23 protein-coding genes are annotated in these 21,470 nt (G+C 42.8%); 14 read left to right on the top strand and 9 right to left on the bottom strand.

What is annotated here, in order from left to right; all coding sequences use genetic code 11:
• Positions 1-1,452 (bottom strand): sensor histidine kinase, encoded by a 1,452-nt coding sequence (locus ACM0OZ_RS10390; protein ID WP_414582725.1) that lies wholly within the window; start codon positions 1,450-1,452, stop codon positions 1-3.
• Between the two features lie 277 nt (positions 1,453-1,729).
• Here ACM0OZ_RS10390 and ACM0OZ_RS10395 point away from each other — a divergent pair, with 277 nt between their 5' ends.
• Entirely contained in the window at positions 1,730-2,047 is a 318-nt protein-coding gene (locus ACM0OZ_RS10395; protein WP_096564951.1) for a DUF3155 domain-containing protein, read from the top strand.
• Positions 2,048-2,168: 121 nt separating this feature from the next.
• Here ACM0OZ_RS10395 and ACM0OZ_RS10400 read toward each other — a convergent pair whose 3' ends face one another.
• From ACM0OZ_RS10400 to ACM0OZ_RS10410, 3 genes are all read right to left on the bottom strand, one after another.
• Complete coding sequence (locus ACM0OZ_RS10400; RefSeq protein WP_414582726.1) at positions 2,169-2,303, bottom strand: hypothetical protein; 135 nt, start codon at positions 2,301-2,303, stop codon at positions 2,169-2,171.
• 405 nt (positions 2,304-2,708) lie between these two features.
• A complete protein-coding gene (locus ACM0OZ_RS10405; protein WP_414582727.1) occupies positions 2,709-3,236 on the bottom strand; it encodes a cofactor assembly of complex C subunit B in 528 nt (175 codons plus the stop codon).
• 56 nt (positions 3,237-3,292) lie between these two features.
• Positions 3,293-3,640 carry a PadR family transcriptional regulator gene (locus ACM0OZ_RS10410; protein ID WP_073636234.1) on the bottom strand — a complete coding sequence of 116 codons (348 nt, stop codon included), beginning with the start codon at positions 3,638-3,640 and terminating at the stop codon, positions 3,293-3,295.
• A 555-nt stretch (positions 3,641-4,195) separates the two neighbouring features.
• On the opposite strand from ACM0OZ_RS10410, the gene ACM0OZ_RS10415 reads away from it, so the two are divergent.
• From ACM0OZ_RS10415 to rpsN, 5 genes are all read left to right on the top strand, one after another.
• On the top strand, positions 4,196-4,765 hold the full coding sequence (locus ACM0OZ_RS10415; RefSeq protein WP_414582728.1) for a DUF3611 family protein: 570 nt from the start codon (positions 4,196-4,198) through the stop codon (positions 4,763-4,765).
• Between the two features lie 518 nt (positions 4,766-5,283).
• Entirely contained in the window at positions 5,284-6,564 is a 1,281-nt protein-coding gene (gene serS / locus ACM0OZ_RS10420) for a serine--tRNA ligase (RefSeq protein ID WP_414582729.1), read from the top strand.
• 341 nt (positions 6,565-6,905) lie between these two features.
• Positions 6,906-8,009, top strand: a complete 1,104-nt coding sequence (gene rseP, locus ACM0OZ_RS10425; RefSeq protein WP_414582730.1) for an RIP metalloprotease RseP — start codon at positions 6,906-6,908, stop codon at positions 8,007-8,009.
• Positions 7,985-8,701: an endonuclease III gene (gene nth, locus ACM0OZ_RS10430; protein ID WP_414582731.1), complete on the top strand. Its 717-nt coding sequence runs from the start codon at positions 7,985-7,987 to the stop codon at positions 8,699-8,701. The genes rseP and nth overlap by 25 nt, the downstream gene beginning before the upstream one ends.
• 806 nt (positions 8,702-9,507) lie before the next feature.
• Positions 9,508-9,810, top strand: coding sequence for a 30S ribosomal protein S14 (gene rpsN / locus ACM0OZ_RS10435; protein WP_414582732.1), 303 nt, complete (start codon positions 9,508-9,510; stop codon positions 9,808-9,810).
• Between the two features lie 96 nt (positions 9,811-9,906).
• On the opposite strand, the gene ACM0OZ_RS10440 is transcribed toward rpsN, so the two are convergent.
• On the bottom strand, positions 9,907-10,236 hold the full coding sequence (locus ACM0OZ_RS10440; protein WP_069351106.1) for a hypothetical protein: 330 nt from the start codon (positions 10,234-10,236) through the stop codon (positions 9,907-9,909).
• A 99-nt stretch (positions 10,237-10,335) separates the two neighbouring features.
• Between ACM0OZ_RS10440 and aat the strand changes: the two genes are divergently transcribed.
• Positions 10,336-10,911, top strand: coding sequence for a leucyl/phenylalanyl-tRNA--protein transferase (gene aat / locus ACM0OZ_RS10445; RefSeq protein ID WP_414582832.1), 576 nt, complete (start codon positions 10,336-10,338; stop codon positions 10,909-10,911).
• A 397-nt stretch (positions 10,912-11,308) separates the two neighbouring features.
• Here the strand turns inward: aat and ACM0OZ_RS10450 are convergent, their stop codons facing one another.
• Positions 11,309-11,803: a cupin domain-containing protein gene (locus tag ACM0OZ_RS10450; protein WP_414582733.1), complete on the bottom strand. Its 495-nt coding sequence runs from the start codon at positions 11,801-11,803 to the stop codon at positions 11,309-11,311.
• A gap of 249 nt (positions 11,804-12,052) precedes the next feature.
• Here ACM0OZ_RS10450 and ACM0OZ_RS10455 point away from each other — a divergent pair, with 249 nt between their 5' ends.
• Complete coding sequence (locus ACM0OZ_RS10455) at positions 12,053-13,420, top strand: pentapeptide repeat-containing protein (protein ID WP_414582734.1); 1,368 nt, start codon at positions 12,053-12,055, stop codon at positions 13,418-13,420.
• Here ACM0OZ_RS10455 and ACM0OZ_RS10460 read toward each other — a convergent pair.
• Positions 13,417-14,235 (bottom strand): DUF3598 family protein, encoded by an 819-nt coding sequence (locus tag ACM0OZ_RS10460; protein ID WP_414582735.1) that lies wholly within the window; start codon positions 14,233-14,235, stop codon positions 13,417-13,419. The two genes, ACM0OZ_RS10455 and ACM0OZ_RS10460, sit on opposite strands and share 4 nt — an antisense overlap.
• A 297-nt stretch (positions 14,236-14,532) precedes the next feature.
• Here ACM0OZ_RS10460 and ACM0OZ_RS10465 point away from each other — a divergent pair, with 297 nt between their 5' ends.
• The 6 genes from ACM0OZ_RS10465 (at position 14,533) to ACM0OZ_RS10490 (ending at position 20,452) form a co-directional block, all read left to right on the top strand.
• A complete protein-coding gene (locus tag ACM0OZ_RS10465) occupies positions 14,533-15,486 on the top strand; it encodes a polyphosphate kinase 2 family protein (protein ID WP_414582736.1) in 954 nt (317 codons plus the stop codon).
• A 225-nt stretch (positions 15,487-15,711) separates the two neighbouring features.
• The gene (def, locus tag ACM0OZ_RS10470; protein ID WP_041032243.1) at positions 15,712-16,275 is read left to right on the top strand and encodes a peptide deformylase; all 564 of its coding nucleotides are present in this window, start codon (positions 15,712-15,714) and stop codon (positions 16,273-16,275) included.
• A gap of 12 nt (positions 16,276-16,287) precedes the next feature.
• Entirely contained in the window at positions 16,288-16,494 is a 207-nt protein-coding gene (locus ACM0OZ_RS10475) for a hypothetical protein (protein ID WP_073634512.1), read from the top strand.
• Positions 16,495-16,927: 433 nt separating this feature from the next.
• A complete protein-coding gene (locus tag ACM0OZ_RS10480; protein WP_073634522.1) occupies positions 16,928-17,143 on the top strand; it encodes a hypothetical protein in 216 nt (71 codons plus the stop codon).
• A gap of 361 nt (positions 17,144-17,504) precedes the next feature.
• Positions 17,505-18,347, top strand: a complete 843-nt coding sequence (locus ACM0OZ_RS10485; RefSeq protein WP_414582737.1) for a cyanophycinase — start codon at positions 17,505-17,507, stop codon at positions 18,345-18,347.
• 410 nt (positions 18,348-18,757) lie between these two features.
• Positions 18,758-20,452 (top strand): alpha-amylase family glycosyl hydrolase, encoded by a 1,695-nt coding sequence (locus ACM0OZ_RS10490; RefSeq protein ID WP_414582738.1) that lies wholly within the window; start codon positions 18,758-18,760, stop codon positions 20,450-20,452.
• 92 nt (positions 20,453-20,544) lie between these two features.
• Here the strand turns inward: ACM0OZ_RS10490 and ACM0OZ_RS10495 are convergent, their stop codons facing one another.
• Together ACM0OZ_RS10495 and ACM0OZ_RS10500 are read right to left on the bottom strand one after the other, a co-directional pair.
• On the bottom strand, positions 20,545-20,832 hold the full coding sequence (locus ACM0OZ_RS10495) for a Mo-dependent nitrogenase C-terminal domain-containing protein (protein WP_414582739.1): 288 nt from the start codon (positions 20,830-20,832) through the stop codon (positions 20,545-20,547).
• Between the two features lie 75 nt (positions 20,833-20,907).
• Positions 20,908-21,357: a hypothetical protein gene (locus tag ACM0OZ_RS10500; RefSeq protein ID WP_414582740.1), complete on the bottom strand. Its 450-nt coding sequence runs from the start codon at positions 21,355-21,357 to the stop codon at positions 20,908-20,910.
• Positions 21,358-21,470: the final 113 nt, after the last annotated feature.

The following is a 21,470-nucleotide window of genomic DNA, read 5'->3' on the forward strand; positions in this document are numbered from 1 at the left end:
TCACTCTTGATTCTTCACTGTTGATTCTTCTGTCTTCACTTTGGGTAACCAAATAATAAAGGTCGTTCCTGGTGCATCGGGTGATGTAATAAGCGAGGTCACAGCAGGGCTGAAAACTTCTATTTCGCCCTGCATTTGCTCTATGAGCTGTTTGGCAATTGATAATCCTAACCCCGTCCCTGGAATTTCCGTTTGAGCTTGCACACCTCGGTAATGTCGCTCTCCAAGATGCTCTAAATCTTGTGCTGGAATGCCAGGACCTGTGTCACTGATGGTAATTCCCTGAAAATGAGCTTTTTGTTGCCCCGCCTGGATGAAAATCTTGCCACCAGTGGGCGTGTATTTCAAAGCATTGTCAATAATGTTACTTAATACCTCTCGTAATGCTTTGAGGTTAGCGCGTACCAGAGGTAAGTTAGGAGGAATTTCAGATATCAGTTGCAAATTTCGCTCTTGAGCGATCGCTCTGGCTGACACTAACAATGGTTCTAATATATCGAGTACAGAACAGTTAACTTCTTTTTCTCCTGTACCAGGCAACAAAAGCGGTGCTTTCGCGTCTTTCTGCACGTTTGCTTCTACAAGGACTTCTTTTTGAGGTAACGCCAGTGGTCCTAAATCTTCTGCTGTCAGGTCAATAACTTCATCAAACTGTTGCAACAATTCTTTGAGGCGATCGCTTTCCCGCACAATACTAGTTGCTACCTCTCGGTTAGCATCTCCTAGTCGCATTCGCTTCAGCAATAGTTTACCAAAAGTTTGCAATGCGGTTAATGGGTTACGAAGCTGGTGCAATAAATTATCCAGTAAATCCTGTTGCTTTTCTTGGAGAATTTGTTGTTGCTGCAACTGCTGGTGCAGCCATGCTCGACGCTGATCCAAAACACAAGCAAGCAATAGCGTTTGAGCAATCCGTTTTATTTCACTTCTTTCTTGTTCATTCCATGCTCGGTCTTCCCTGACTGTGACGAGCAACCCTATCATCACATCCTCATGGACAAGAGGTAAAACAATTTGGTCACCTCTTAGTAGATAGTCCTCTGTTGAATGGGCTGATGCTGCATCTCCTGTCCCAGTTTCTCGTGATCGGGCTGGAAATTCCTCTGCTGCTTTCAATAATCTCCGGTTAGAACGGTTGTTTTTGGGGTTGAACACATCGCCCATACGAGAACGGCCTGTTCTATCCAAGGTAGCGTCCTCTCTTGTGTACGAATCCCAATTCTTTTTGGAAATAGGTATTGAGCTCGGCAATACTAAAGCATTAGCTCTTTGCTGTTCTACTGCCGTTTCTGGGTAAACCACCACAGGAATGAGTTTTGCTTCATTTGTCGAAGCTTCTATCAATTCTTGCGTCAAATAGACAACGCTCAAAGATGCTTCCAGCCCTTGGGCTAACAGTGCCAATTGCTCTCGGCATAGAGCAACAAACTCAGAACTGGCAGACATTAACATTTCAAGAGCCCTTTTTTAAGATGACATGACTATAGGGACGAAAACAAACAGCAGTTGGCTTGTTCTATTTAACAAAGCTTAACTGAAGAAAGCAACTAACGGTTCGTTCCAAGGAATTATATTGTTCACTACTTTTAATTTTTCTTTTAAAAAACAAATTATCTTTCTTGTATCAAAAGGTTAACAACTCTTGTATTTTTGAACTAGAACTTTTATAATTACGACGGATTTTGTAGCTATCACTACAATCTATTGCTTGTAAGAGGAGGACAGAACGTTGGCAAGGAGACGCAAGAGGAAGAGCCGTCGTCGCCAAGAAGGGCGGCGAATTTTAGAACACGTGCCTCAATTTAGCATCGAAAGCGGCGAAGATAAGCCTGTGACAGCAGCTAGAAAATTCATTCAAGCTGAAGGAATTTTGCCACCCGCGTTGCTACTTGTAAAGCGAAATGAACACACAACAGACCGTTATTTTTGGGCTGAAAAGGGGCTGTTTGGTGCTCAATATGTTGAAGAGAACCACTTCTTATTCCCTAGCCTGAGAATCCTTGAAGGTTCTCCAGCTCAGGAGCCACTAGCTGTTGCTAGTCGATAAACTAACAATGGTTATCATAAAGTTTGAGTTTGCCTGATGACAACCATTAACTGACAAAATTGCTAGGTTTTTTGAAAGTTTCATTTTTTTTTAACGATGCAGTTCACTTGCCAGTGTTAGCTTAGCGATTTTGGTTGAGGCTATCAACTTCAATCAAACCTTGTGTTTGTATAAGTTGGATATAAGTGTCAGAACGTATAAGGGAGTGGGGATAGAGCGATCCTGTTTTGAGCAAAGCTTCGGCACGCTCTTTCAAGCGATATAGCTTTTTTCTACAACTTGTGGAGAAGAGCAATACAGCAGGAGTCGTTTTACCTCCTCTCTCTATTCCATTTTTTTAAGTCAAAAGTGGCTTATAGTGTGTCTTTGCGGCTTATATCATGTTCGGTTAATCAATTGTCAATCACAAGCATTGCGTGTCTCCTAGGTCGGAGCTAGGCTCATCTCTAGCGTGCGCTTCACCGCTTAGAACTTTCTTGATGCGACTTACCCTACTTTTTTTTGAAGCCCAGTTTGGAGTCTACGCTTCACAAACCTGTCCTCAAGCGATAGGTTGCACAAGACTCAGCATGACACCACATCCTGATTATCACAGTATGATAATGCAAGACAAGGTGCAGGCAACAAACTGAAATTGCCAGTCTGAATCAAAGAATAACAGCTATTCAGAAATTTTTAATCCCAAAGCTCTGCGTAACTCAATAAGTTCGTCTCGATGGGCAGTTACAATGATTTTACTTGGATGTTGGTCGCCTTCGGTTGCTTCCACCTTCAGCGACACTTTCTCTAGTTTTCCAGCTTTTTTCCAATAAAAAACACCACTTAAAGGCGACAGCAGCACCAGCGCAAGAAAAATTGTACTAAGTTTGGGAAAAAGTAGTGACAAAACTAGTGATAAACAAAGAAGACCCGCAGCTGCTAAAACTGTTAAAAACACAGCTAAAAACCAGCTAGGTTGAACAAAGCCTTCAAAAGTCACTTGGTTTTGTTTCGGGTCTACCGCTGCTACTCGGTAAGACCGTGTTTGAAAATACTCCCTTAATTGAGGCATTAAAGTAGCTTCGTCTTGCTCGCAAACCAGCTTTTCTGTTTGTGTACGGTCTTTGGTAGAGGCACGAATAAAGAAAAATAGCCCGACCGATAATAAAAAAGTGAGCAGCAACGTCGATGGTAGAGTAGCAGTATCCATAAACTAAATTATGAGTATTTTACAGGAGGTGACTTATTCATTATTTAATAAGAGCGCTAATTTTTTCTCCCGCTTATGTACTGTTGCCATAAACGAGCTAAATCCTCTGCTTGAAATTGCCATTCTGGAGACACTTGGTACATGCGCCTGGGACGTCCGCGTCCTTCCAGTTTCTTCCAATACCCAGTGATTGCCTTCTGGTCTTCGAGAAATTTAATCGCACTGTAAAGTACGGTATCCGAAAGCCGGTAGGTTGGATGTTCAGTTTCCAAGCGTTGGATCAACTCCGTTCCATAGGATTCGCCTTGTACCAAAACATACAAGATATAACAAACAGCGAGTTCCTGACAAAGGTAAGTTGGCGGAGGATTTTCAAAAAAGTGATATATATCCTCAAGTTTCATGGTTAGTGAATGGCTAAAAAATGCCTAAGGGTTGAGCATACAATCCACGGAAATCGTATAAAATACTACTCATTTAAGATTAGTATTTAGCGTTCCTTAGGCTGGATCACCAAAGGGTAAAAATGACATGAGACAAATTCCACGCTGACTAATCGTGGAACTGATGCACCAACCTTAGGGATACAAAAATTTGCACCCCTACCCAAGCTTCTGAGATCATATTGAGGAGCGATTTGACAACGGCTATGCCACAGTCTTTAGTGTCAAGTTATGCCAAGGGCGTAAGAACTGCTTAAGCATAAAATGCCGTCTAAGCAATTTTAAAGGTAAAATGCTGTATTTATGTAGAACTTAATCAAAACTTTGCTGGACAGTAAATATCCTAGGGTCTTTGCTTAAAGATTAGACAAAATATCATGTTTCATTTCAAGCTTTACGGATAGCGAACACACCCAAAAAAGTATTCATTACGGAATTTATCTACTAGAAATACTCCAGTCCTGTTTACTAAGTGTGATAGTAAATTTATCAAACCCCAGCACATTGGTGATCAGTATGTCAGAATCCTCTTCACTCCGAGCCATCGCCCAAGCATTTCGCCTCACAGGTTGGATTAGCTTTTGGATTCAGTTAGTGCTAGGTGTTGTTTCTGGGGGGATTTTGCTGTTTGCCGTCTTTAGTCAGAGATCTGGCAACACTAGTAATAATCCAGGAACTGGGTTCGGTGCCTTTTTTGCAGTTGCTGGGCTCATTGCCTTGGGAGTAGGTATTTATTTAGCTTTCCGTTACACCCAGCTTGGTAATCGATTAGAATCGTCCAATCCTAACAACCGCCCGCGCAAAGTCGAAACTGTTCAAGTCGTACGCTTTGCGGTTATGGTGCATTTAGTGGGAATGCTGTTGACTTTGTTAGGGGCGCAAGCGACTGTTGGCATCCTGCTCACAAAGTCATTGACTTTACCGCAAGTGGGTACTGGAGTTTACACCCAAATCGACCCTAGCCGGATTATCCAATCGTTGGATATTTTCGTCGTGCAGGCAAACACTAATACGGTTTCAGCACATTTTGCGGGGCTTGTTGCGTCCATTTGGCTACTCCAACGCATTTCCAAACCCCAGTCTTAGCGTAATTCTTAATTGATAATTTCTTGTTCGCTGCGGACTGCCTTAATAAAAAACTAGTAGAATTCGTCAGATGGCAAATGGTAGATGGCAGAAGGTAAGAACGCTAGGCAGGTTATTAGTGACCTATTATGCTTTTAGTGCATTTGTCAATATCCCTTATGGCTGAAAAATATGTCACCTGTAGTAGAAAACATCGTTTTTGGGTGAGCAATTGCGTTGTACTTTGCACACAGCGCGATCGCCCAGAATTCAGTGCGCTTTAGGCGATCGCATAATCTTTGTAATCATCATTCACTTTTATACTGAAAAGTCAGTATAATTTTTTATAATTTATTTTTATTATCTCAGCATATTTTCTTATTGACAAAATCAATTTTATCTTAAGATATCTCGAATGCTTGCCCCTAAACACTCCTTTGCCTCTTCATTGACTTTTGCACTTGTCACTAGCCGGAAGTACTATATTTTGAGGTGTTAACTGTAAAGAAAATCCGCAGGCTAGGGACTAGGATAAATCTGTGCTGGATATTAAGCTAATACGAGAAAATCCACAATTGGTTCAGGAACGCTTGAATACTCGTGGCGGAAACTACGACATTCAGCCGCTTTTAGAGTTAGATAAACAGCAACGCGAATTGGAAGCGAAGCGAAATCAACTCCAAGCACGTAGTAACGAAATTGCTAAATTAATTCCTGAAAAGATAAAAGCTGGTTCCAACCCCAAAGAACCAGAAATTCAAGCTTTGCGGGATGAAGGCAGTTCTGTGAAAGCAGAAATTGGGAAACTGGAACCCCAGGAGAAAGAACTTTCAGCCAAAATCGAAGAACTTTTACTGACACTTCCCAACTTGCCAAGTGACTCCACACCTATTGGTAAGAGTGAGGAAGATAACGTAGAAGTCCGCCGTTGGGGCGATGAGTACATTCCTCAAAACCCAAACATTATTCCTCACTGGGAAATTGGCGAAAAGTTGGGTATTCTCAACGTTGAGCGAGCTGTGAAAGTCGCACAAAGTCGCTTTGTGACCCTTATAGGCGCTGGTGCAAAGCTAGAGAGAGCATTAATCCAATTTATGCTCGATCGCCAGATAGAAGCAGGGTATGTGGAAGTCATTCCCCCATTTTTGATTAATACCGAGTCTATGACAGCCACGGGTCAACTGCCCAAGTTTGCTGAAGAAAGTTTTAAATGCGCGGCGGATGATTTGTGGCTTGCACCTACGGCGGAAGTTCCCGTAACCAACCTCTACCGTGGTGAAACTCTCAATTCCGAAGAGTTGCCGATCTACCATTGTGCTTATACTCCCTGTTTTCGTCGGGAAGCTGGGAGTTATGGACGCGATATGCGCGGACTGATTCGACTGCATCAATTCAACAAAGTTGAACTAGTGAAATTTGTCCATCCCAGCACTTCTAGTGAGGAACTGGAAAAATTGGTAAGCAATGCAGAAGCAATTTTACAGGCGTTGCAGCTGCCTTACCGAGTCGTAGCCTTATGTACTGGGGATATAGGATTTCATTCTGCCAAAACCTATGACTTAGAAGTTTGGCTTCCGTCTTCTGGCAAATACCGGGAAATTTCCAGCTGTTCCAATTTTATGGATTACCAAGCGCGCCGGGGTCAAATTCGCTTTAAAGAAAGCGGTAAGAAGGGAACCCAGTTTGTGCATACCCTTAATGGTTCTGGGTTAGCTGCGGGACGTACAATGGCAGCGATTTTGGAAAACTATCAACAAGAGGATGGAACCGTACGCATACCAGAAGCGCTGCAACCTTACATAGGACGTGAAGTGCTGTGATGTAGGGTTATGAGTTGGAGCGTTGTTAGTTGTGCAATACTTTTGGGATAAGAGTTGATCCCCCCTTTGCCCCCCAACCCCAGAGGGGACCCAAGCGCCCCCCCTTAAAAAGAGGGGAACTATCTGCCCCCTTTTTAAGGGGGTTGGGGGATCTCATACAACGGAAACATCACTAACCGAAATGTATTTGTTAGTTGTGACAAAGAACCACTAACGACTAACAATTTACAATTCCCCCTTAAGAATTACCGAAAAAGCTAGAATATCAGCACACCAGACCAGTGGTAGACTGGGACAGATTTTAAAATGAAGAAGTATAGCTGAATAAGTTCACTCATTCTATGTCAGTTTTTGCGCCTTTAGCAGCGATCGCAGTCTTAGCTGTTCTGATCCTGGTACACGAGTTTGGACATTTTATTGCAGCAAGGTCCCAGGGGATTTACGTCAATCGTTTTTCTCTGGGCTTTGGTCCGGTTATCTGGAAATATCAAGGAGCGCAAACTGAATACGCTATCCGAGCTTTTCCTTTGGGTGGTTTTGTCGGTTTTCCTGACGATGACCCAGATAGCAATATTCCAGCCAATGACCCGAATCTTTTGCGTAACCGCCCCATTTTAGATCGGGCCATTGTCATTAGTGCGGGAGTGATAGCGAATTTAATATTTGCCTACTTCCTTTTAGTCACGCAAGTGAGTTTTGTTGGTATACCACAACCAAGCCAACCCCAACCAGGAGTTTTGATCCAACAGCTAGCACCAAATGTAAGTTCTGTCGCAGCCAAAGCAGGAATTCAGAAAGGAGATGTCATCCTAGCAGCTAATCAAAGACAATTTGGGGCATCGCAGCAAGAGTTAGAGGCTTTAAGGGAAATAATTAAAACTAATCCAGATAAGCCAATTCAACTAGAAATTGCGCGTAATGACCAAAAGCTGTCTTTGACCGTAGTTCCTCAAGCGAACGCAAACGGTGAGGGTAGTATCGGCATTGGACTTGCTCCCAACGTCAAACTTGAGCGTCGTCGCGTGAGCAACCCCGTGGAAGCTTTCAAGATTGGCGCTAAGGAATTCCAGCGGATTGTCACAATGACATTCCAAGGTTTTGGGCAATTAATCACGAACTTCGGCGAAACAGCTAACCAAGTTGCTGGTCCAGTGAGAATTGTGGAAATAGGTGCCAACATTGCCCAGAATGATACAGCGAGTTTGTTCTTCTTTGCCGCTTTGATCAGCATTAACTTGGCTGTGATCAATATTTTGCCTTTACCAGCTTTAGATGGAGGACAACTTGCTTTTCTACTAATTGAAGGTTTACGCGGTAAACCCTTGCCTAATCGCGTTCAAGAAGGTGTCATGCAAACTGGTTTGGTGATACTTTTAGGGCTAGGGATTTTTCTCATACTCAAAGAAACTACCCAATTGGAGTGGGTGCAAAAATTATTCCAGTGATTAGTACCCGCAAACGGTCATCTGTAAAGCAACGGGCGCTAGAAATCTTAGTTCGCTTAAAGCGCCTTTATCCAGATGCAACTTGCTCTTTAAACTACTCAACCCCAGTGCAGTTGCTGGTGGCTACGATTCTCTCCGCTCAATGTACGGACGAACGAGTGAATCAAGTGACACCAGCCTTGTTTAATAAGTTTCCGGATGCAGCGAGTCTGGCAAATGCTGATTTGGCTTCTTTAGAAAACTTGGTCCGTTCCACCGGGTTTTATCGCAATAAGGCGAAGAATATTCAAGCAGCCTGTCGGATGATTGTCAATGAGTTTGGCGGTCATGTGCCAAAGCGGATGGAACAGCTGCTGCAGCTTCCTGGTGTGGCGCGCAAAACGGCAAATGTCGTCCTCGCTCATGCTTATGGGATCAATGCTGGGGTGACCGTTGATACTCATGTGAAGCGTCTGAGCCAGCGCTTGGGCTTAACTGAACACACAGACCCCATCCGCATTGAGCGAGATTTGATGCTCCTATTACCTCAGCCAGACTGGGAAAATTGGTCAATTCGGCTGATTTATCACGGTCGGGCGATTTGTAAAGCGCGATCGCCCGCTTGTGAAGCTTGTCAACTGGCTGAACTTTGTCCTTCTGCTTTTAACGTGCCACAGGTGACTGTGAAGGCAAAAGTTGAGGAAAGCCCTTAGTGGTCTGAATAAGGAAAAATTCCAGGTTTGTAGTTAGCTAGCTCCGACAGAAGCCCCACGTCCTACCCTCTGGGAGGCGTGGAAGGAAAGAGGGGGCACTCAAGGTACGTCCCGCGACCCTTCGGGCAAGCAGTCGCTTTATGCCGGGGAACCCGTCCACCGCGCTGCTTGCCAATATCAGCTGTCGGCTGATTCGGGAGTGGGGACAGTGCGAAGAAGTGCCAACTAAAGTGTTGGGCAAAGAGTCAACAAGCGTCTTCGACAATTTGAGTGACTGTCTTATCTTTACTTGCTGCATATAGCCGCAACTTGTTTAACCTACTTTGTTGATATTCTTAAATTCAATCGTGATTCTTTCATAATGGGTAGGCAATATCTACCCATTATGTTAACATAGAGAAGTGTTGACGCTCGTCTAAAACACTGGTCAACCATCTGTACCTAGACAACTGAAGATAGGGGGTTTTACCGAGAAGTGCGGTCTTAAATTGCTGCAATGAACCAGCCGACTACAGCCTCCGGTATGTAAAATCTTCAAGGAACGTAGGGGAATGGTTTTTTCAATCATTCAAGTCGGGAGGGGCATTTTTCCTGACTATAAACTGCGGTAGTGGGAAAGACTATGAGTACCACGAACGAATTTCTGGAAGGAGCAATCCGCCAGAAGCCTACACCTACAAAGAAGAGAGGTGTAGGAGTGTCACTGCTTGAGCGATTAAGCCCTAATTATGAACTTAATTCATGTCAAAAGATGTGCAATTATATAAAATGGAGAATACTGTCTTGACATCTAATTACTGAGCATTATGGCAAAAAAGAGCATGATTGAGCGCGAGAAAAAACGCGCTAAACTAGTGGCTAAGTACGCTGAAAAGCGCGAAGCCTTGTTGGAAGAATTCAAACAAGCAGAATCTCCTCTTGATAAGCTGGAAATTCACCGCGAAATTCAACAGCTACCCCGCAATAGCGCTCCCAGTCGTCGTCGTAACCGCTGCTGGGTAACTGGTCGTCCCAGAGGAGTCTACCGCGACTTTGGACTATCTCGGAACGTCCTACGGGAATGGGCACACGAAGGTATTTTACCCGGAGTGGTTAAATCTAGTTGGTAGTCATTAGTCATTAGTCATGAGTCATTAGTCATTAGTCGTTAGCACATGACAAAGGGCAAAGGACTAATGACGAAGGACAAAAATTAAGGACAAAAATTATTGTCCGCAACATCTATCAATTCCCAGACTATCTAGGAGTAAATCGCTGACAGCGTTGGCTATAGCAAACTCTCCATAGAAACTTTTGGAAAAATCAAACGACTGCATCTCTGTGACAATAGCAATCACCAGAGAACCTAAGTCGTTTTCTCCTTCCATCCGTTGACGCACAAAAATTTGTGCTGCTCTTTCGGCAATTGTCTGATTGATCGCTTCTGGGATAAATTCTTCATCAAGCCACTGATGCAAGCGCTGGCGCAACCATTCTCCCTCAAGCATAGGATTTTGAGGTGGTGGTAAGGTGATCGGTGGAATTGGTTCTGTCATTTTCTTTTATTTTTATATTAAAGACTCAGGTTGCCAAAAAATACTTTCGTAGTAGGCGATCGCACTGCTTACTACAAAATATGTTTTTTGCTTATTTTTATGCAATATGATATCGCCACTATTATTCAAAGCTATGCTCAAGGCTATTTTCTCATGGCTGATGAGAATGATGTCTTGGGGTGGTATAAAAGCCGCGATCGCACTCTCATTCCTTTAGATGAACGATTTCGTTACCCTAAGTCCTTGCAGCGTGTTCTCAATCAAGAGCGTTTTACCGTTGCGATTAACCGCGATTTCAAAGCTGTTGTGGCTGGGTGTGCTAACCGAGAACTCACCTGGATTTCACCAGAATTAAAAGAGATTTACTGGGAACTTTACCAAGCGGGTTGGGCGTATAGTTTTGAAACTTGGCAAGGGGATGAACTTGCTGGGGGAATTTTAGGAATTGTGATTGGGGGCGCTTTTATTGGCGAGTCGATGTTTTACCGCATCCCCGAGGGTTCAAAGGTGGCGATGGTGAAGTTGGTGGAAAGGTTGCGCCAAAGGGAATTTGTGATGTTTGATGCCCAAATGATGAATCCCCATTTGGAAAGGTTTGGTGCTTATGGGGTGAGAGATAAAGAATATCAACAGTTACTTTACAAAGCTTTGCAACGTTCTTGTTCGCTACTTTAGTCCATCTACTCCGCCTCGTTCCATTCACTCTGCTTGCCCTCATGATGCTCAACTAGAGCGACAATTGGCTTAGTTTACCAAAAAATTGGGTTTAAAGCCCCGTCCTTCTAGGACGGCTTTATTGAGGAATCGTGTCAAGTATGCCATAATGTATATGGCAATGCGGTAATACGCCTAGATAGCCAATGTTGGTAGCTCGCCATCCACAATGCTCAGCTACGTGCGACATACTGTGGGAATGAGAAATAAAAAAAATTGAATAAATCCTTTTAAACACGGTCGGGCAGTCCGTGTGCGCTTGTGGACGTATCCAAACGGGGATATTTGAATGCTTGCATTCGGATATCTAGGGAGGACGGATGAAGCAAGAATCCTCGTACCTTTAGGTCGAGGAGTGTCAATCAGCAGAAGACGGAGGAATAATCTCTACACCATACTTAGGTGCGGTCGAAAGAATTTTTTCCAAATCTGCTGAACTTAAAGACGGTGCAGAACCAACCTGGCTATCCGTTGCCTTACCAACTTCTGCAACAAACTTCTCAAATCCTGCTGGGGTAACCCAAATTAACAGTTTCGCAGGCATAGAACTCGTGTTGATAAATCGATGAAGTTGACCTTTAGGTGAGTAGAGAAAGGTTCCAGCTGTTGCAACAATCGTCTGTTCATCGAGCTGGAATTCCAGCTCACCTTCTTGGATATAAAACGATTCATTTTCGCGACTGTGCCTGTGAGGAGGCGTACCACCGCCCTGTGGTGCAACTACCACTTCACACAGAGCGTACGCTTGACCTGTATCTTCACCCACTGCTTTAAAGATATATAAATCACGATCAAACCAGTAGGAAGCTCCTTGACCTGGTTGCATCAAAATGGCTTGTTGATTAAGGGTCATTCTGGTTCTCCTGTTAACTGCTTGACATCTCCCCTCACTGGAAGTAAGGGGATTCTAAACTGAGGTTTGGAGATAGGTCTTGTGATTTGGTTCATTTACCTAAAAACCGCTGTAAGCTAGCCGCAGCTTCGACAACTTCTTCACGTGTCAACTAAAATAACTAAGACACCTGACAGATATCTAAAGCTGCCAAAAACTGATATTCTACAACTTGTAGTTAAAAGTACCTGAGTTTTATTGTAATTGAACGTGGCTCAAAACTACCGCCGTGCTAAGCTCAAAGGCAAATCCTTCAAAGGGCAAGACTTAACAGGTGCAGATTTTTCCTATTGCGATATCCAAGGTACTGACTTCACAAATGCCATCCTTAGAGGAGCAAACTTCAGCCATGCGAGAGCGGGACTGCAACGCCGTTGGGCAATTACCATACTAATATCTGCATTACTGCTGTCGGCACTATCAGGATTGCTATCGGCTGTCGGTGGCTCTCTGTTAGGATTCATAGTAGTAAATGGGAACCGTGAAAATATCTATGTTAGTGCCATCAGCTTAATAGTATTGTTAGTCTTTTTTCTCACCACTCTGCGCCGAGGAGTCGCAGCAGCCTGTGGATTTTTGGCAGTGGCAGTTGTATGTGCTGGAGTTGCAGCAGTAGTATGGGCAGGGGTCGTGGCAGTAGCATGGGTTGGCGCAGGCAGTCAGACACGGGTGATGGAATTGGCAGGGGTGGTGACAGTGGTGGTCACAGGTGCTGTAGGAGTGGTTGTGGCTGCAACAGGGCTGGTAGTTATAGCTGGGGCAGCGGTCGTGGCAGGGGCTATAGCTGGGCTATTTGTAGTAGCAGTAACAGTAGCAATGGCAGGCGCGGTAGCCGGAGCAGTGGTTGTTGCAGCGGCAAAGGTAGGTGGTGTCACAGCAGGAGCACTGGCAGTGACAGTAGCAGTATTAACATTAATCTTGTCTACTGACGTTAGTTGCCGTGCTTTATTTGAAGATGAGAAGCAAAGCTGGCTTCGCAATATTGCTTTTGGCTTAGTAACAAGACGCGGAACCAGTTTTCAAGCAAGTGATTTAACAGATGCCGACTTTACACAGGCAAGACTGAAAAATACCAATTTCAACAAATCTATCCTGACACGCACCTGCTGGTTTCAAGCGAAAAACCTGAACCTTGCTGATATCAGGGCAACGTATCTTGAGGATGAAAATATACGACAATTGCTGATAACAAAAGACTTGCAGAACAAAAATTTCGATGGCTGGAACCTGCAAGGTATCAATTTGCAGGGAGCGAATATCAGAGATGCTAGCTTGATTGCAGCTAGGCTTAATGAATCTAACTTGCAAAATGCGGATATTTCCAGAGCTAACCTTACAAAAGCGCAATTAGACAGAACTGATTTTAGAGGTGCAATTCTTACAGGCGCATATATTGGAGATTGGGGTATAACTCCGGAAACCAAACTAGATGGAGTTAAGTGTGAGTACATCTTCATGTATGTACCCACAAAAGATAATCCTAATCCCTATCGCCTACCCACCAATTGGGAAGAGACATTTAAAGACGGTGAATTTACTCAATTTATGAGCAGTTCGTCAAAATTCTCAAACATTTAGTTAACAGAAGCAACCCGACGTTCTGTCACTAAAGTCAGGTTCACCCACTCGCCTTTGTCGCTGTAGCTGCGAATCATCCGCTGGCGCAAGTCGGGTTGGATAAGCCAACCGACTTCAAGAAAAAGTGGTTGACGTAATTGCAGTTTAAGTGGTGAAGTGGCAGAAGCACCATCGGGTAGGAGTAATACTTGTATCTGCTTTTGCGGATCTTCGTCGAAGTCGATGATAGACTCTTTAACAGTCGCCGTTGAAGTAATCGTCCGTTCACTAAAGGTTAAGCTTTGCCTTAGTCGCCCAGACTCATTAAGTTCTAATTGCATTTTGGTAGGGTAATTCTGGGGAGGACGCCAATCTGGATATATTGTGACTGCTTCACCCTGCCATTCTCCCAGAAGGTCATCTACTCTTAAAGGTGGACGTTGTTCTGGTTGAGTTCCCGCCAGATGTTCTCGAATGAGGGTAACTTTGTCTAGCTGGAGGTTTTTGTCAAATAACTGAACGAGGCGTAAGCGGCGATTTTCGTGAATTAACCCAAGTTCTGCCCCAAATTCAGAAAATGGTCCTAACTGGATTGAACCTTGCGAAAACGCCCCATTTTCAAAAAACAGCGTACTTCGTCCCAAGGAAGAGTATTCTAAAACCTTTTCACTTCCCCCCAGACTTATAGTCTGGCGGATTGTTTGGTTGTTGTTCAATCCTTCTAAGGAAACTCTGCTGGGAATATCTTCCAGAAGTTCACCTTGAGGCGAGACACGGGTAAATGAACCTTGCCATTCACCGAGATTTTTCAGCAAAGCTTCCCATTGAGAGTGCATATTTATAATTCTTAAATTATTATGAAGAATTATAAATGATAAAGGGTAACAATTATTATCATTTTTTACCTTCTAACACCCCACTTTTAATAAAGCATGGTTCATTCAGTTTAAACAGGCGATCGCCCGGAATAACAGTGCGTTACGGGCAACCGCCACGTACTAAGCTTGATATGAAGTCCTACAATATGTCTCCTAGAACAGTTAATTTCGTTGACCATTGATAGAGGTAGTTTTCACTCAATTTCCTTAAGTTAAGAAACAATCCTACAAAACTCTTTCCATAAGGAAATTGCGATGAACACACCAAGCAATCTACCAGACAAGATTTTGACTGCAAAAGAGCGTAAGTCTGAAGCTTTCCATGCGGCAGCAAAAGCGACAACCGAGGTGGCATCAGAAATGACTCCAGAGAAAATTGTAGTATCCCCGCCACCAAAACCAAACTATGCCCGCTATCGAGTTCGACCAGAACAGCCAATTGTTTTAGCTGATCTTGATCCGAACAGCTCTGAAGATTACAAACACAAAAAAGACGCTGAAGATGAACTCGAACACCAGCGCGATCGCCTTCAGAATTTGCAAGAAAAGTTGTATGCTGAACATAATCGCAGCCTATTGATTGTGCTGCAAGCAATGGACACAGGTGGCAAAGATGGCACAATCAAACACGTTTTTGGCGGATTGAACCCCCAAGGTTGCCAAGTGTGGTCTTTCAAAAAGCCAAGTGATGAGGAGTCAAGTCACGACTTTCTCTGGCGTTACCATCAGCGGACACCGCAACGCGGGATGATTTCTATCTTCAACCGCTCTCACTATGAAGATGTGCTGATTGTGAGGGTGAAGCAGTTAGTACCCAAGGAGGTTTGGCAGGAGCGCTATCATCTGATTAATGAGTTCGAGCATATGCTGACTCTGAACAATATCAGAGTGATTAAGTTTTTTCTCCACATTTCTAAAGATGAACAAAAACGACGTTTGGAAAGTCGGCTAAACAACCCAAATAAGCACTGGAAGTTTTCTAGCAATGACATCAAAGAGCGTCAGTTTTGGGATGATTACCAAGCAGCGTTTCAAGATGCAATTAATAATTGCTCGACTGCTTATGCTCCCTGGTATGTGGTGCCAGCTAACAAAAAGTGGTATCGTAATCTCGTTGTTGCTCGTACAATTGCCGATACGCTTGAGTCGATGAATCCACAATACCCGCCAGCTGAGGTGGGCTTAGAAAACATTGTGGTTCCAGATTAAGCTTGAACCTATTAATACGACAAAGCCCCTTAAGGACAGGGTGAAGGAGTCGAGGTTATTTAAGTTGCCACTCTCGATTAACCTGGATAACAGTGCCATCGGTAGGTGTAAGTGTTGCATTCCTTGATGGTGGGTTTTACCCAATCGAACTGGGGGGCTGAAATTGTTAAGATTAAAGAACTTACACTATATAAGACCAAGCCTAAAAGAGCGAGTTACAGCATCATGCCTATAGAAATCGCCGTTGAGAAGAAAAAGTTAAAAAATCCACCATTAGAACTTCATTACCTAGGCGATCGCGTCCTCCGTCAACCAGCTAAGCGCGTGTCTAAAATCGATGAGGAACTTCGTCAAGTGGTACGTGAAATGTTGCAAACCATGTACAGTAAGGATGGCATTGGTTTGGCTGCACCCCAAGTGGGAATTCACAAACAACTGATTGTCATTGACTGCGAACCAGATAACCCAGCTAACCCACCACTGGTGTTGATTAACCCGACTATCAAGCAGGCTAGTCGCGAAATTTGTGTGGCGCAGGAAGGATGTTTGAGCATTCCAGGTGTCTACATGGATGTGAAGCGCCCGCAAGTTGTAGAAATTTCTTACAAAGACGAGTATGGGCGTCCCCGGACATTAAAAGCTGGAGATTTGCTCGGACGCTGTATTCAACACGAGATGGATCACCTCAATGGTGTGGTATTTGTAGATCGTGTAGATAATTCTTTGGCTTTGGCCCAAGAGCTATCTAAGCATGGCTTTTCACATCAAGCTGTAAAACCAGTAGCATAGGGTGGTCAGGTAGTGAATACAGTTACTCCAAAAAGCGGTTTATTTCTGGCTGGTTCTTGTATCACAGCTATAGCAGCTGTAGGTTCAATTTTTGAACTCGCTTCTGGACAACCGGACTTGGGTACTCAAACAACTGCAATTATTCTGGCATTAAGCATTCCACTGACAGGATTATTTTTCGTTGCTGCAGTTAGGGATGCTAGAGCTAATATTAAATAAGCATCAGGTGTAGAGTAAGGAAAAGGAAAAAGGAAAAAGGAAAACTAAATCATTTGACTTTTTACCTTTTACCTTTTGCCTTTTACTTAAGCTTCATTGTTTTGTTGCAATTCTTGCTAAGAATTCTGAAAAATTGAATAAAGTACAACTTTGAGATCTCCCACGCCTCGACTTCGTTATTCAACGTTTATTAGATCTGGATGCGGATAAGCTATCCAATTTGGGTAGATGGTTTGTGGATATTTTTTATAGTCCTTACTAGACGCTGGAATTATTTTTTCTAAGTCCCTTAAAGTAAATAGCTCACCTACCTTTAGACTTATTTATTTTGTTAAGAAATGTTGTATAAAATATATCAAAAGGTTGAGGTAACTAATTGAACACTCGGAGAACAATACGAAGGACAAATTAATTGAACAACAAGGCAGTTATTATGCTTACTGTTGGCGATTGTGCAATTCACCAAAAAACAGGCGAATCTGGAGTAGTGATTGGTTACGGTCATGAACTAGTTAATAACGCTTACCAAACGACCCTCAAAGTACTAGTTTCCAACCAGAATGAGACGAATCAAACCAGTTCGATAAAAGAAGATTTGTATTCCGAGTGGCTTAAGAGTGATGACGATGGACAAAGAGTGGATAACTAACACTCTTTTTGTTTAGTTTCAAAAATTAATCAAGACAACAAAGCCTCTAGAGAAGTTTTCTAGAGGCTTGTCAATTGCAAAAGCTGTGCTTAAGACCAATACAGAAGTGGATACAAGCTTTCTGCAATTTCAAAATCAAAGACTGTTAGCCGTTCTGAGTTTTGAGTTTTTATTTATTTTGACCTTTTGTGATCACAGAGTAGTTATTTCTATTCTTTTTTATATAGTACTATTTAGCGTCTCAACACCACCTACTACATAATACATATTTATTTTTTGTATTTTACTCTACCAAATGGGAGTTTTTATAGCTTTAATGATCATGTTTTATAGAAAGAAATAACTCGTATGAAGAGGCTCTATGGTAGACAGTGAAATTAAACGACAATTGGTCATTATTGGGGGAGCGGAAGATAAGGAGGGGGATTGCCAAATTCTTCGGGAATTCGTTCGCCGTGCTGGGGGTACTAAAGCCAGGATTGTCATTATGACGGCGGCGACAGAACTGCCAAGAGAAGTCGGAGAGAATTATATTAGAGTGTTTGAGCGGCTAGGAGCGGAGGATGTTCGTATACTTGACACCGAAAGCCGAGAAGATGGGTCTTCGTCTACAGCGTTAGAAGCGATTGATAAAGCCACTGGTGTATTTTTTACTGGAGGAGACCAAGCCCGGATCACCAGCGTCCTTAAGGACACTGAAATTGATAAAGCTATTCACAAACGCTGCTCTGAAGGCATAGTTGTCGGAGGGACAAGCGCGGGAGCCGCTGTGATGCCAGACGTCATGATTGTGGAAGGCGACTCAGAGACAAACCCTCGGATGGAAATTGTGGACATGGGTCCCGGTTTGGCTTTCCTACCAGGGGTTGTCATTGATCAGCATTTCTCGCAACGCGGACGGTTGGGACGCTTAATTGCAGCTTTGGCACAGCAGCCTGCTGTTTTAGGATTTGGCATTGACGAGAACACGGCGATCGTCGTGACTGATAGCCAGTTTGAAGTGATTGGGGAAGGCTCTGTTACAGTTGTCGATGATTCAGAGGTTATACACAGCAATGTTGACGAAATCCTGAAGGATGAGGCTTTGGCAGTTTGCGGAGCAAGACTTCATATTCTGCCACACGGATACAAATTTGACCTCAAAACCCGCAAGCCTATCCTAGATAATCGCACTGTAACAACTGCCGCTGCACCAGCTGCTTAAAAAAATACTTATCTTTTCATAAATGCATTGAAATAGCAATCGTAAATCATTTGTGAACAACAAGATTCCCGACTTCTTTAAGAAGTCGGGAATCTGAGCTTTTCGATTTATGCGCTGAGTCCTTTGGATACGCACTCGCCTATGCCTGCGGCACGCTACTTTGTTTGAACGCGCAGGCACTTTCACACAAATGTGCGGAGGATTGCTAAATAAAGTGGGAATTAGAGAATGCTATTTCCCGCTTTTTTCTCACTTTTTACTTCTTTACCGCCATCCAATTGGCGAAAAATGTAGGGTGTATTTTCAATAAAAAATAAATATAACTCAAGAAAGAAGATTTATTAATATGTATATTACAAAATATTTAAATTTCCTGTCATTGACTTGATTGAATTTATTAAGCAGTTGAAATGGCAAGTTTAATTGAATTTAATTTGTTTGCTCCTCGTAATCAAGGAGCCGCTTTAATTGGGTCTTTTTCGGAGTGGAAAGAGATACCAATGGAAAAAGGAGAGGATGGTTATTTCCGCATTCAAGTAGAATTAGAAGATGGTGTCTATCAATATAAGTTCCGTGTTCAAACGAAAAGTCCAAATTTTGAGCCGGATCAATGGGTAGATGTTATCGACCCCTATGCAACAGACGTTGATGAAGAGCGAAAAGTCGGTATAGTAAGAATTAAAGACGGCAAAAAGATTGTTGATACTTATGTTTGGCAGCACGACGATACGCCGTTACCAGAAAATCATGAATTAGTCATATACGAAATGCACGTTGCTGATTTTACTGGTGGCGACGTTGACTCTTACAAACGTGGAAAATATGTAGATGCAATTGAAAAGTTAGATTATCTTAGTGAATTGGGAATTAATGCGATTGAATTGATGCCAGTCAATGAGTATCCTGGTGATTATAGTTGGGGCTACAAAGTACGCCATTACTTCGCTACAGAATCCAGCTACGGCTCAACAGAAGATTTAAAGCGATTTATAGACGAGTGCCATGCTAGGGGTATTCGCGTTTTTGTTGATGGAATTTATAACCATACTGATGAAGAATGCCCATTATTGCAAATTGACAGGAATTACTGGTATTACGAACATATGCATTATCCGGAAGACCCTGATAATTACTGGGGTCCCGAGTTTAACTATGATAACTATGACGAAAAGTTAGACGTTAAGCCTGCATGGAAATACGTTGGTGATGTCGTCCGGTTTTGGGTTCAGGAGTATCACATTGACGGAATTCGCTTTGATGCAGTGCGTCAATTGGCTAACAATGAATTTTTAGACTGGTTAGCCACACAAGCGAAAAAGAACACTGCACCCAAACCCTTTTACAACATTGCTGAACATATTCCTGATACTAGTCAGGTTACGACTCCAGAAGGACCGCTAGATGCTTGTTGGCACGAAAGTTTTCGTTATTTTGTAATTCCACATATTTGCGGTGAAAAGTTTGAGCTTGAAAAGCTTAAGGAGGTTTTAGATCCAAGGCGACAGGGTTATGGGGGTGCGATAAACGTCATAAATTACTTGGCAACTCACGATCGCGAACATCTGTTGAGAGAATTGGGCGATCGCCTACAGCGCGGCTCCGCCGATCGCGGTATATTTGACGAGGATGCCTTTAGACGAGCCAAGTTAGGAGCAGTGCTGTTGATAACGGCAATGGGTATACCGATGCTGTGGATGGGGGAAGAATTTGGGGAACACAAACGCAAAAGTGAAACTGTAACTCAGCCTAAGAAGATTGCATGGCCTTTGTTGGAGAAAGACCAAAATCGCGATTTATTTGAGTACTATAAAAAACTTATTGTCCTACGCAAACACAATCCCGCTTTGCAAAGTGATAACATTGAGTTTTTCCATGAGGATGTAGACGCCAAAGTGCTGGCATATGTTCGTTGGCATGAAGAACGTTCTCGTGTTGTCGTCTTGGCAAATTTATCAGACCAAAACCTTAGTGGATATCACGTTCCTGAGTTTCCCAGTGCTGGCACATGGCACGAGTGGACAGGTAATTATGACGTGGAAGCTGGGGAAGATGGCATTATGATTGATATAGAACCATACCAAGCGAAAGTATTTGTTTGGCGGTAGGAAAAGTTTTTTATTTTTCTTATGGGTTTCTTGTTTTCTAGTGTGGGCGTCTTGCCTGCACTATTTATAGTGTATTTATGCCCATATATTTATCAACAATAAACTGTAACATCCTCACCACATTCATCTGCAAGATAAACTAAAGACTTGAAGCGAAGCATAACCAATTGTTCGTAGAAAGGATTTAGCTTACACAAGGGGGGAATGTACAAAATGGTCTGATTAAAAAGTTTAATCTTCCGCTCAAAGGGACATTGAGATGGAATAAGCTTGCATAATAGTTGAGCGGCTTTGTAGTTACGAATTTCCAAAGACTCAAGCCATTGGCGTAGGAATTGCAAAGGGTTTATTCCGAGATGGAGCAAATTTCTCAGTTGCATAATAGAGCTTTTCCAATATTGAAGAATAATTTTTGATTTTGTGCAATATCTTTGTGCTTTCACTCTTGTCCTGAATTAGTAAAGCGCTACCTGCTCATTCACTTGAATAAGTTCTTCAAGTAAAAGCAAATCTTGATGAGAAAGACTTTGAATTAATGCAAGTTTCGCATTTTCATTAATCAGTAGTGTACCGTGAGTAGTGGCGCTAAAATCTTGACCTAAAACGAAACTTTGGCTAATTAATTGTTGTATAGCAAGTATAAGAAAATACTCTTTTAATGAAATGCACGCTTCATGCTCAGGGAAATTTTGCCAAATCCATTGGCAAGTTTCAGGAGCAGACTCAGCTAGCTGAAACATTGCCGCATTCATGACATTGGTTGTGTATTTTGAACCCAGTATCATTATTAATGTCTGTTCACAAATTTCTACTAATGCTTTATCTCTAAACTTTGAAATATACGCAAACAAACCGACAGCAGAATGAAATTCGTGATATTCTTGTTCAAAATCTTGTTCGTACATGAATATTATCCCTTCTCTAGAAATGGTTTATTGCCTTAAGAATTCTGCAATAATTCACTACCAAAGGTAATTTCAGTCAATTGACTGTAGTAGTTGATTTATTGCAGTTAGTG

The sequence above is a fragment of the Scytonema sp. PCC 10023 genome, from assembly GCF_963920835.1.
Lineage (GTDB): Bacteria > Cyanobacteriota > Cyanobacteriia > Cyanobacteriales > Nostocaceae > Kalymmatonema.

What these genes read in the sequence shown, in the direction of transcription:
- ACM0OZ_RS10390 (WP_414582725.1), bottom strand. Translation starts at nt 1,452, where the DNA reads ATGTTAATGTCTGCCAGTTCTGAGTTTGTTGCTCTATGCCGAGAGCAA.
- ACM0OZ_RS10405 (WP_414582727.1), bottom strand. Translation starts at nt 3,236, where the DNA reads ATGGATACTGCTACTCTACCATCGACGTTGCTGCTCACTTTTTTATTA.
- ACM0OZ_RS10410 (WP_073636234.1), bottom strand. Translation starts at nt 3,640, where the DNA reads ATGAAACTTGAGGATATATATCACTTTTTTGAAAATCCTCCGCCAACT.
- ACM0OZ_RS10415 (WP_414582728.1), top strand. Translation starts at nt 4,196, where the DNA reads ATGTCAGAATCCTCTTCACTCCGAGCCATCGCCCAAGCATTTCGCCTC.
- rseP (WP_414582730.1), top strand. Translation starts at nt 6,906, where the DNA reads ATGTCAGTTTTTGCGCCTTTAGCAGCGATCGCAGTCTTAGCTGTTCTG.
- rpsN (WP_414582732.1), top strand. Translation starts at nt 9,508, where the DNA reads ATGGCAAAAAAGAGCATGATTGAGCGCGAGAAAAAACGCGCTAAACTA.
- ACM0OZ_RS10440 (WP_069351106.1), bottom strand. Translation starts at nt 10,236, where the DNA reads ATGACAGAACCAATTCCACCGATCACCTTACCACCACCTCAAAATCCT.
- aat (WP_414582832.1), top strand. Translation starts at nt 10,336, where the DNA reads ATGCAATATGATATCGCCACTATTATTCAAAGCTATGCTCAAGGCTAT.
- ACM0OZ_RS10450 (WP_414582733.1), bottom strand. Translation starts at nt 11,803, where the DNA reads ATGACCCTTAATCAACAAGCCATTTTGATGCAACCAGGTCAAGGAGCT.
- ACM0OZ_RS10460 (WP_414582735.1), bottom strand. Translation starts at nt 14,235, where the DNA reads ATGCACTCTCAATGGGAAGCTTTGCTGAAAAATCTCGGTGAATGGCAA.
- ACM0OZ_RS10465 (WP_414582736.1), top strand. Translation starts at nt 14,533, where the DNA reads ATGAACACACCAAGCAATCTACCAGACAAGATTTTGACTGCAAAAGAG.
- def (WP_041032243.1), top strand. Translation starts at nt 15,712, where the DNA reads ATGCCTATAGAAATCGCCGTTGAGAAGAAAAAGTTAAAAAATCCACCA.
- ACM0OZ_RS10480 (WP_073634522.1), top strand. Translation starts at nt 16,928, where the DNA reads ATGCTTACTGTTGGCGATTGTGCAATTCACCAAAAAACAGGCGAATCT.
- ACM0OZ_RS10485 (WP_414582737.1), top strand. Translation starts at nt 17,505, where the DNA reads ATGGTAGACAGTGAAATTAAACGACAATTGGTCATTATTGGGGGAGCG.
- ACM0OZ_RS10490 (WP_414582738.1), top strand. Translation starts at nt 18,758, where the DNA reads ATGGCAAGTTTAATTGAATTTAATTTGTTTGCTCCTCGTAATCAAGGA.
- ACM0OZ_RS10495 (WP_414582739.1), bottom strand. Translation starts at nt 20,832, where the DNA reads ATGCAACTGAGAAATTTGCTCCATCTCGGAATAAACCCTTTGCAATTC.
- ACM0OZ_RS10500 (WP_414582740.1), bottom strand. Translation starts at nt 21,357, where the DNA reads ATGTACGAACAAGATTTTGAACAAGAATATCACGAATTTCATTCTGCT.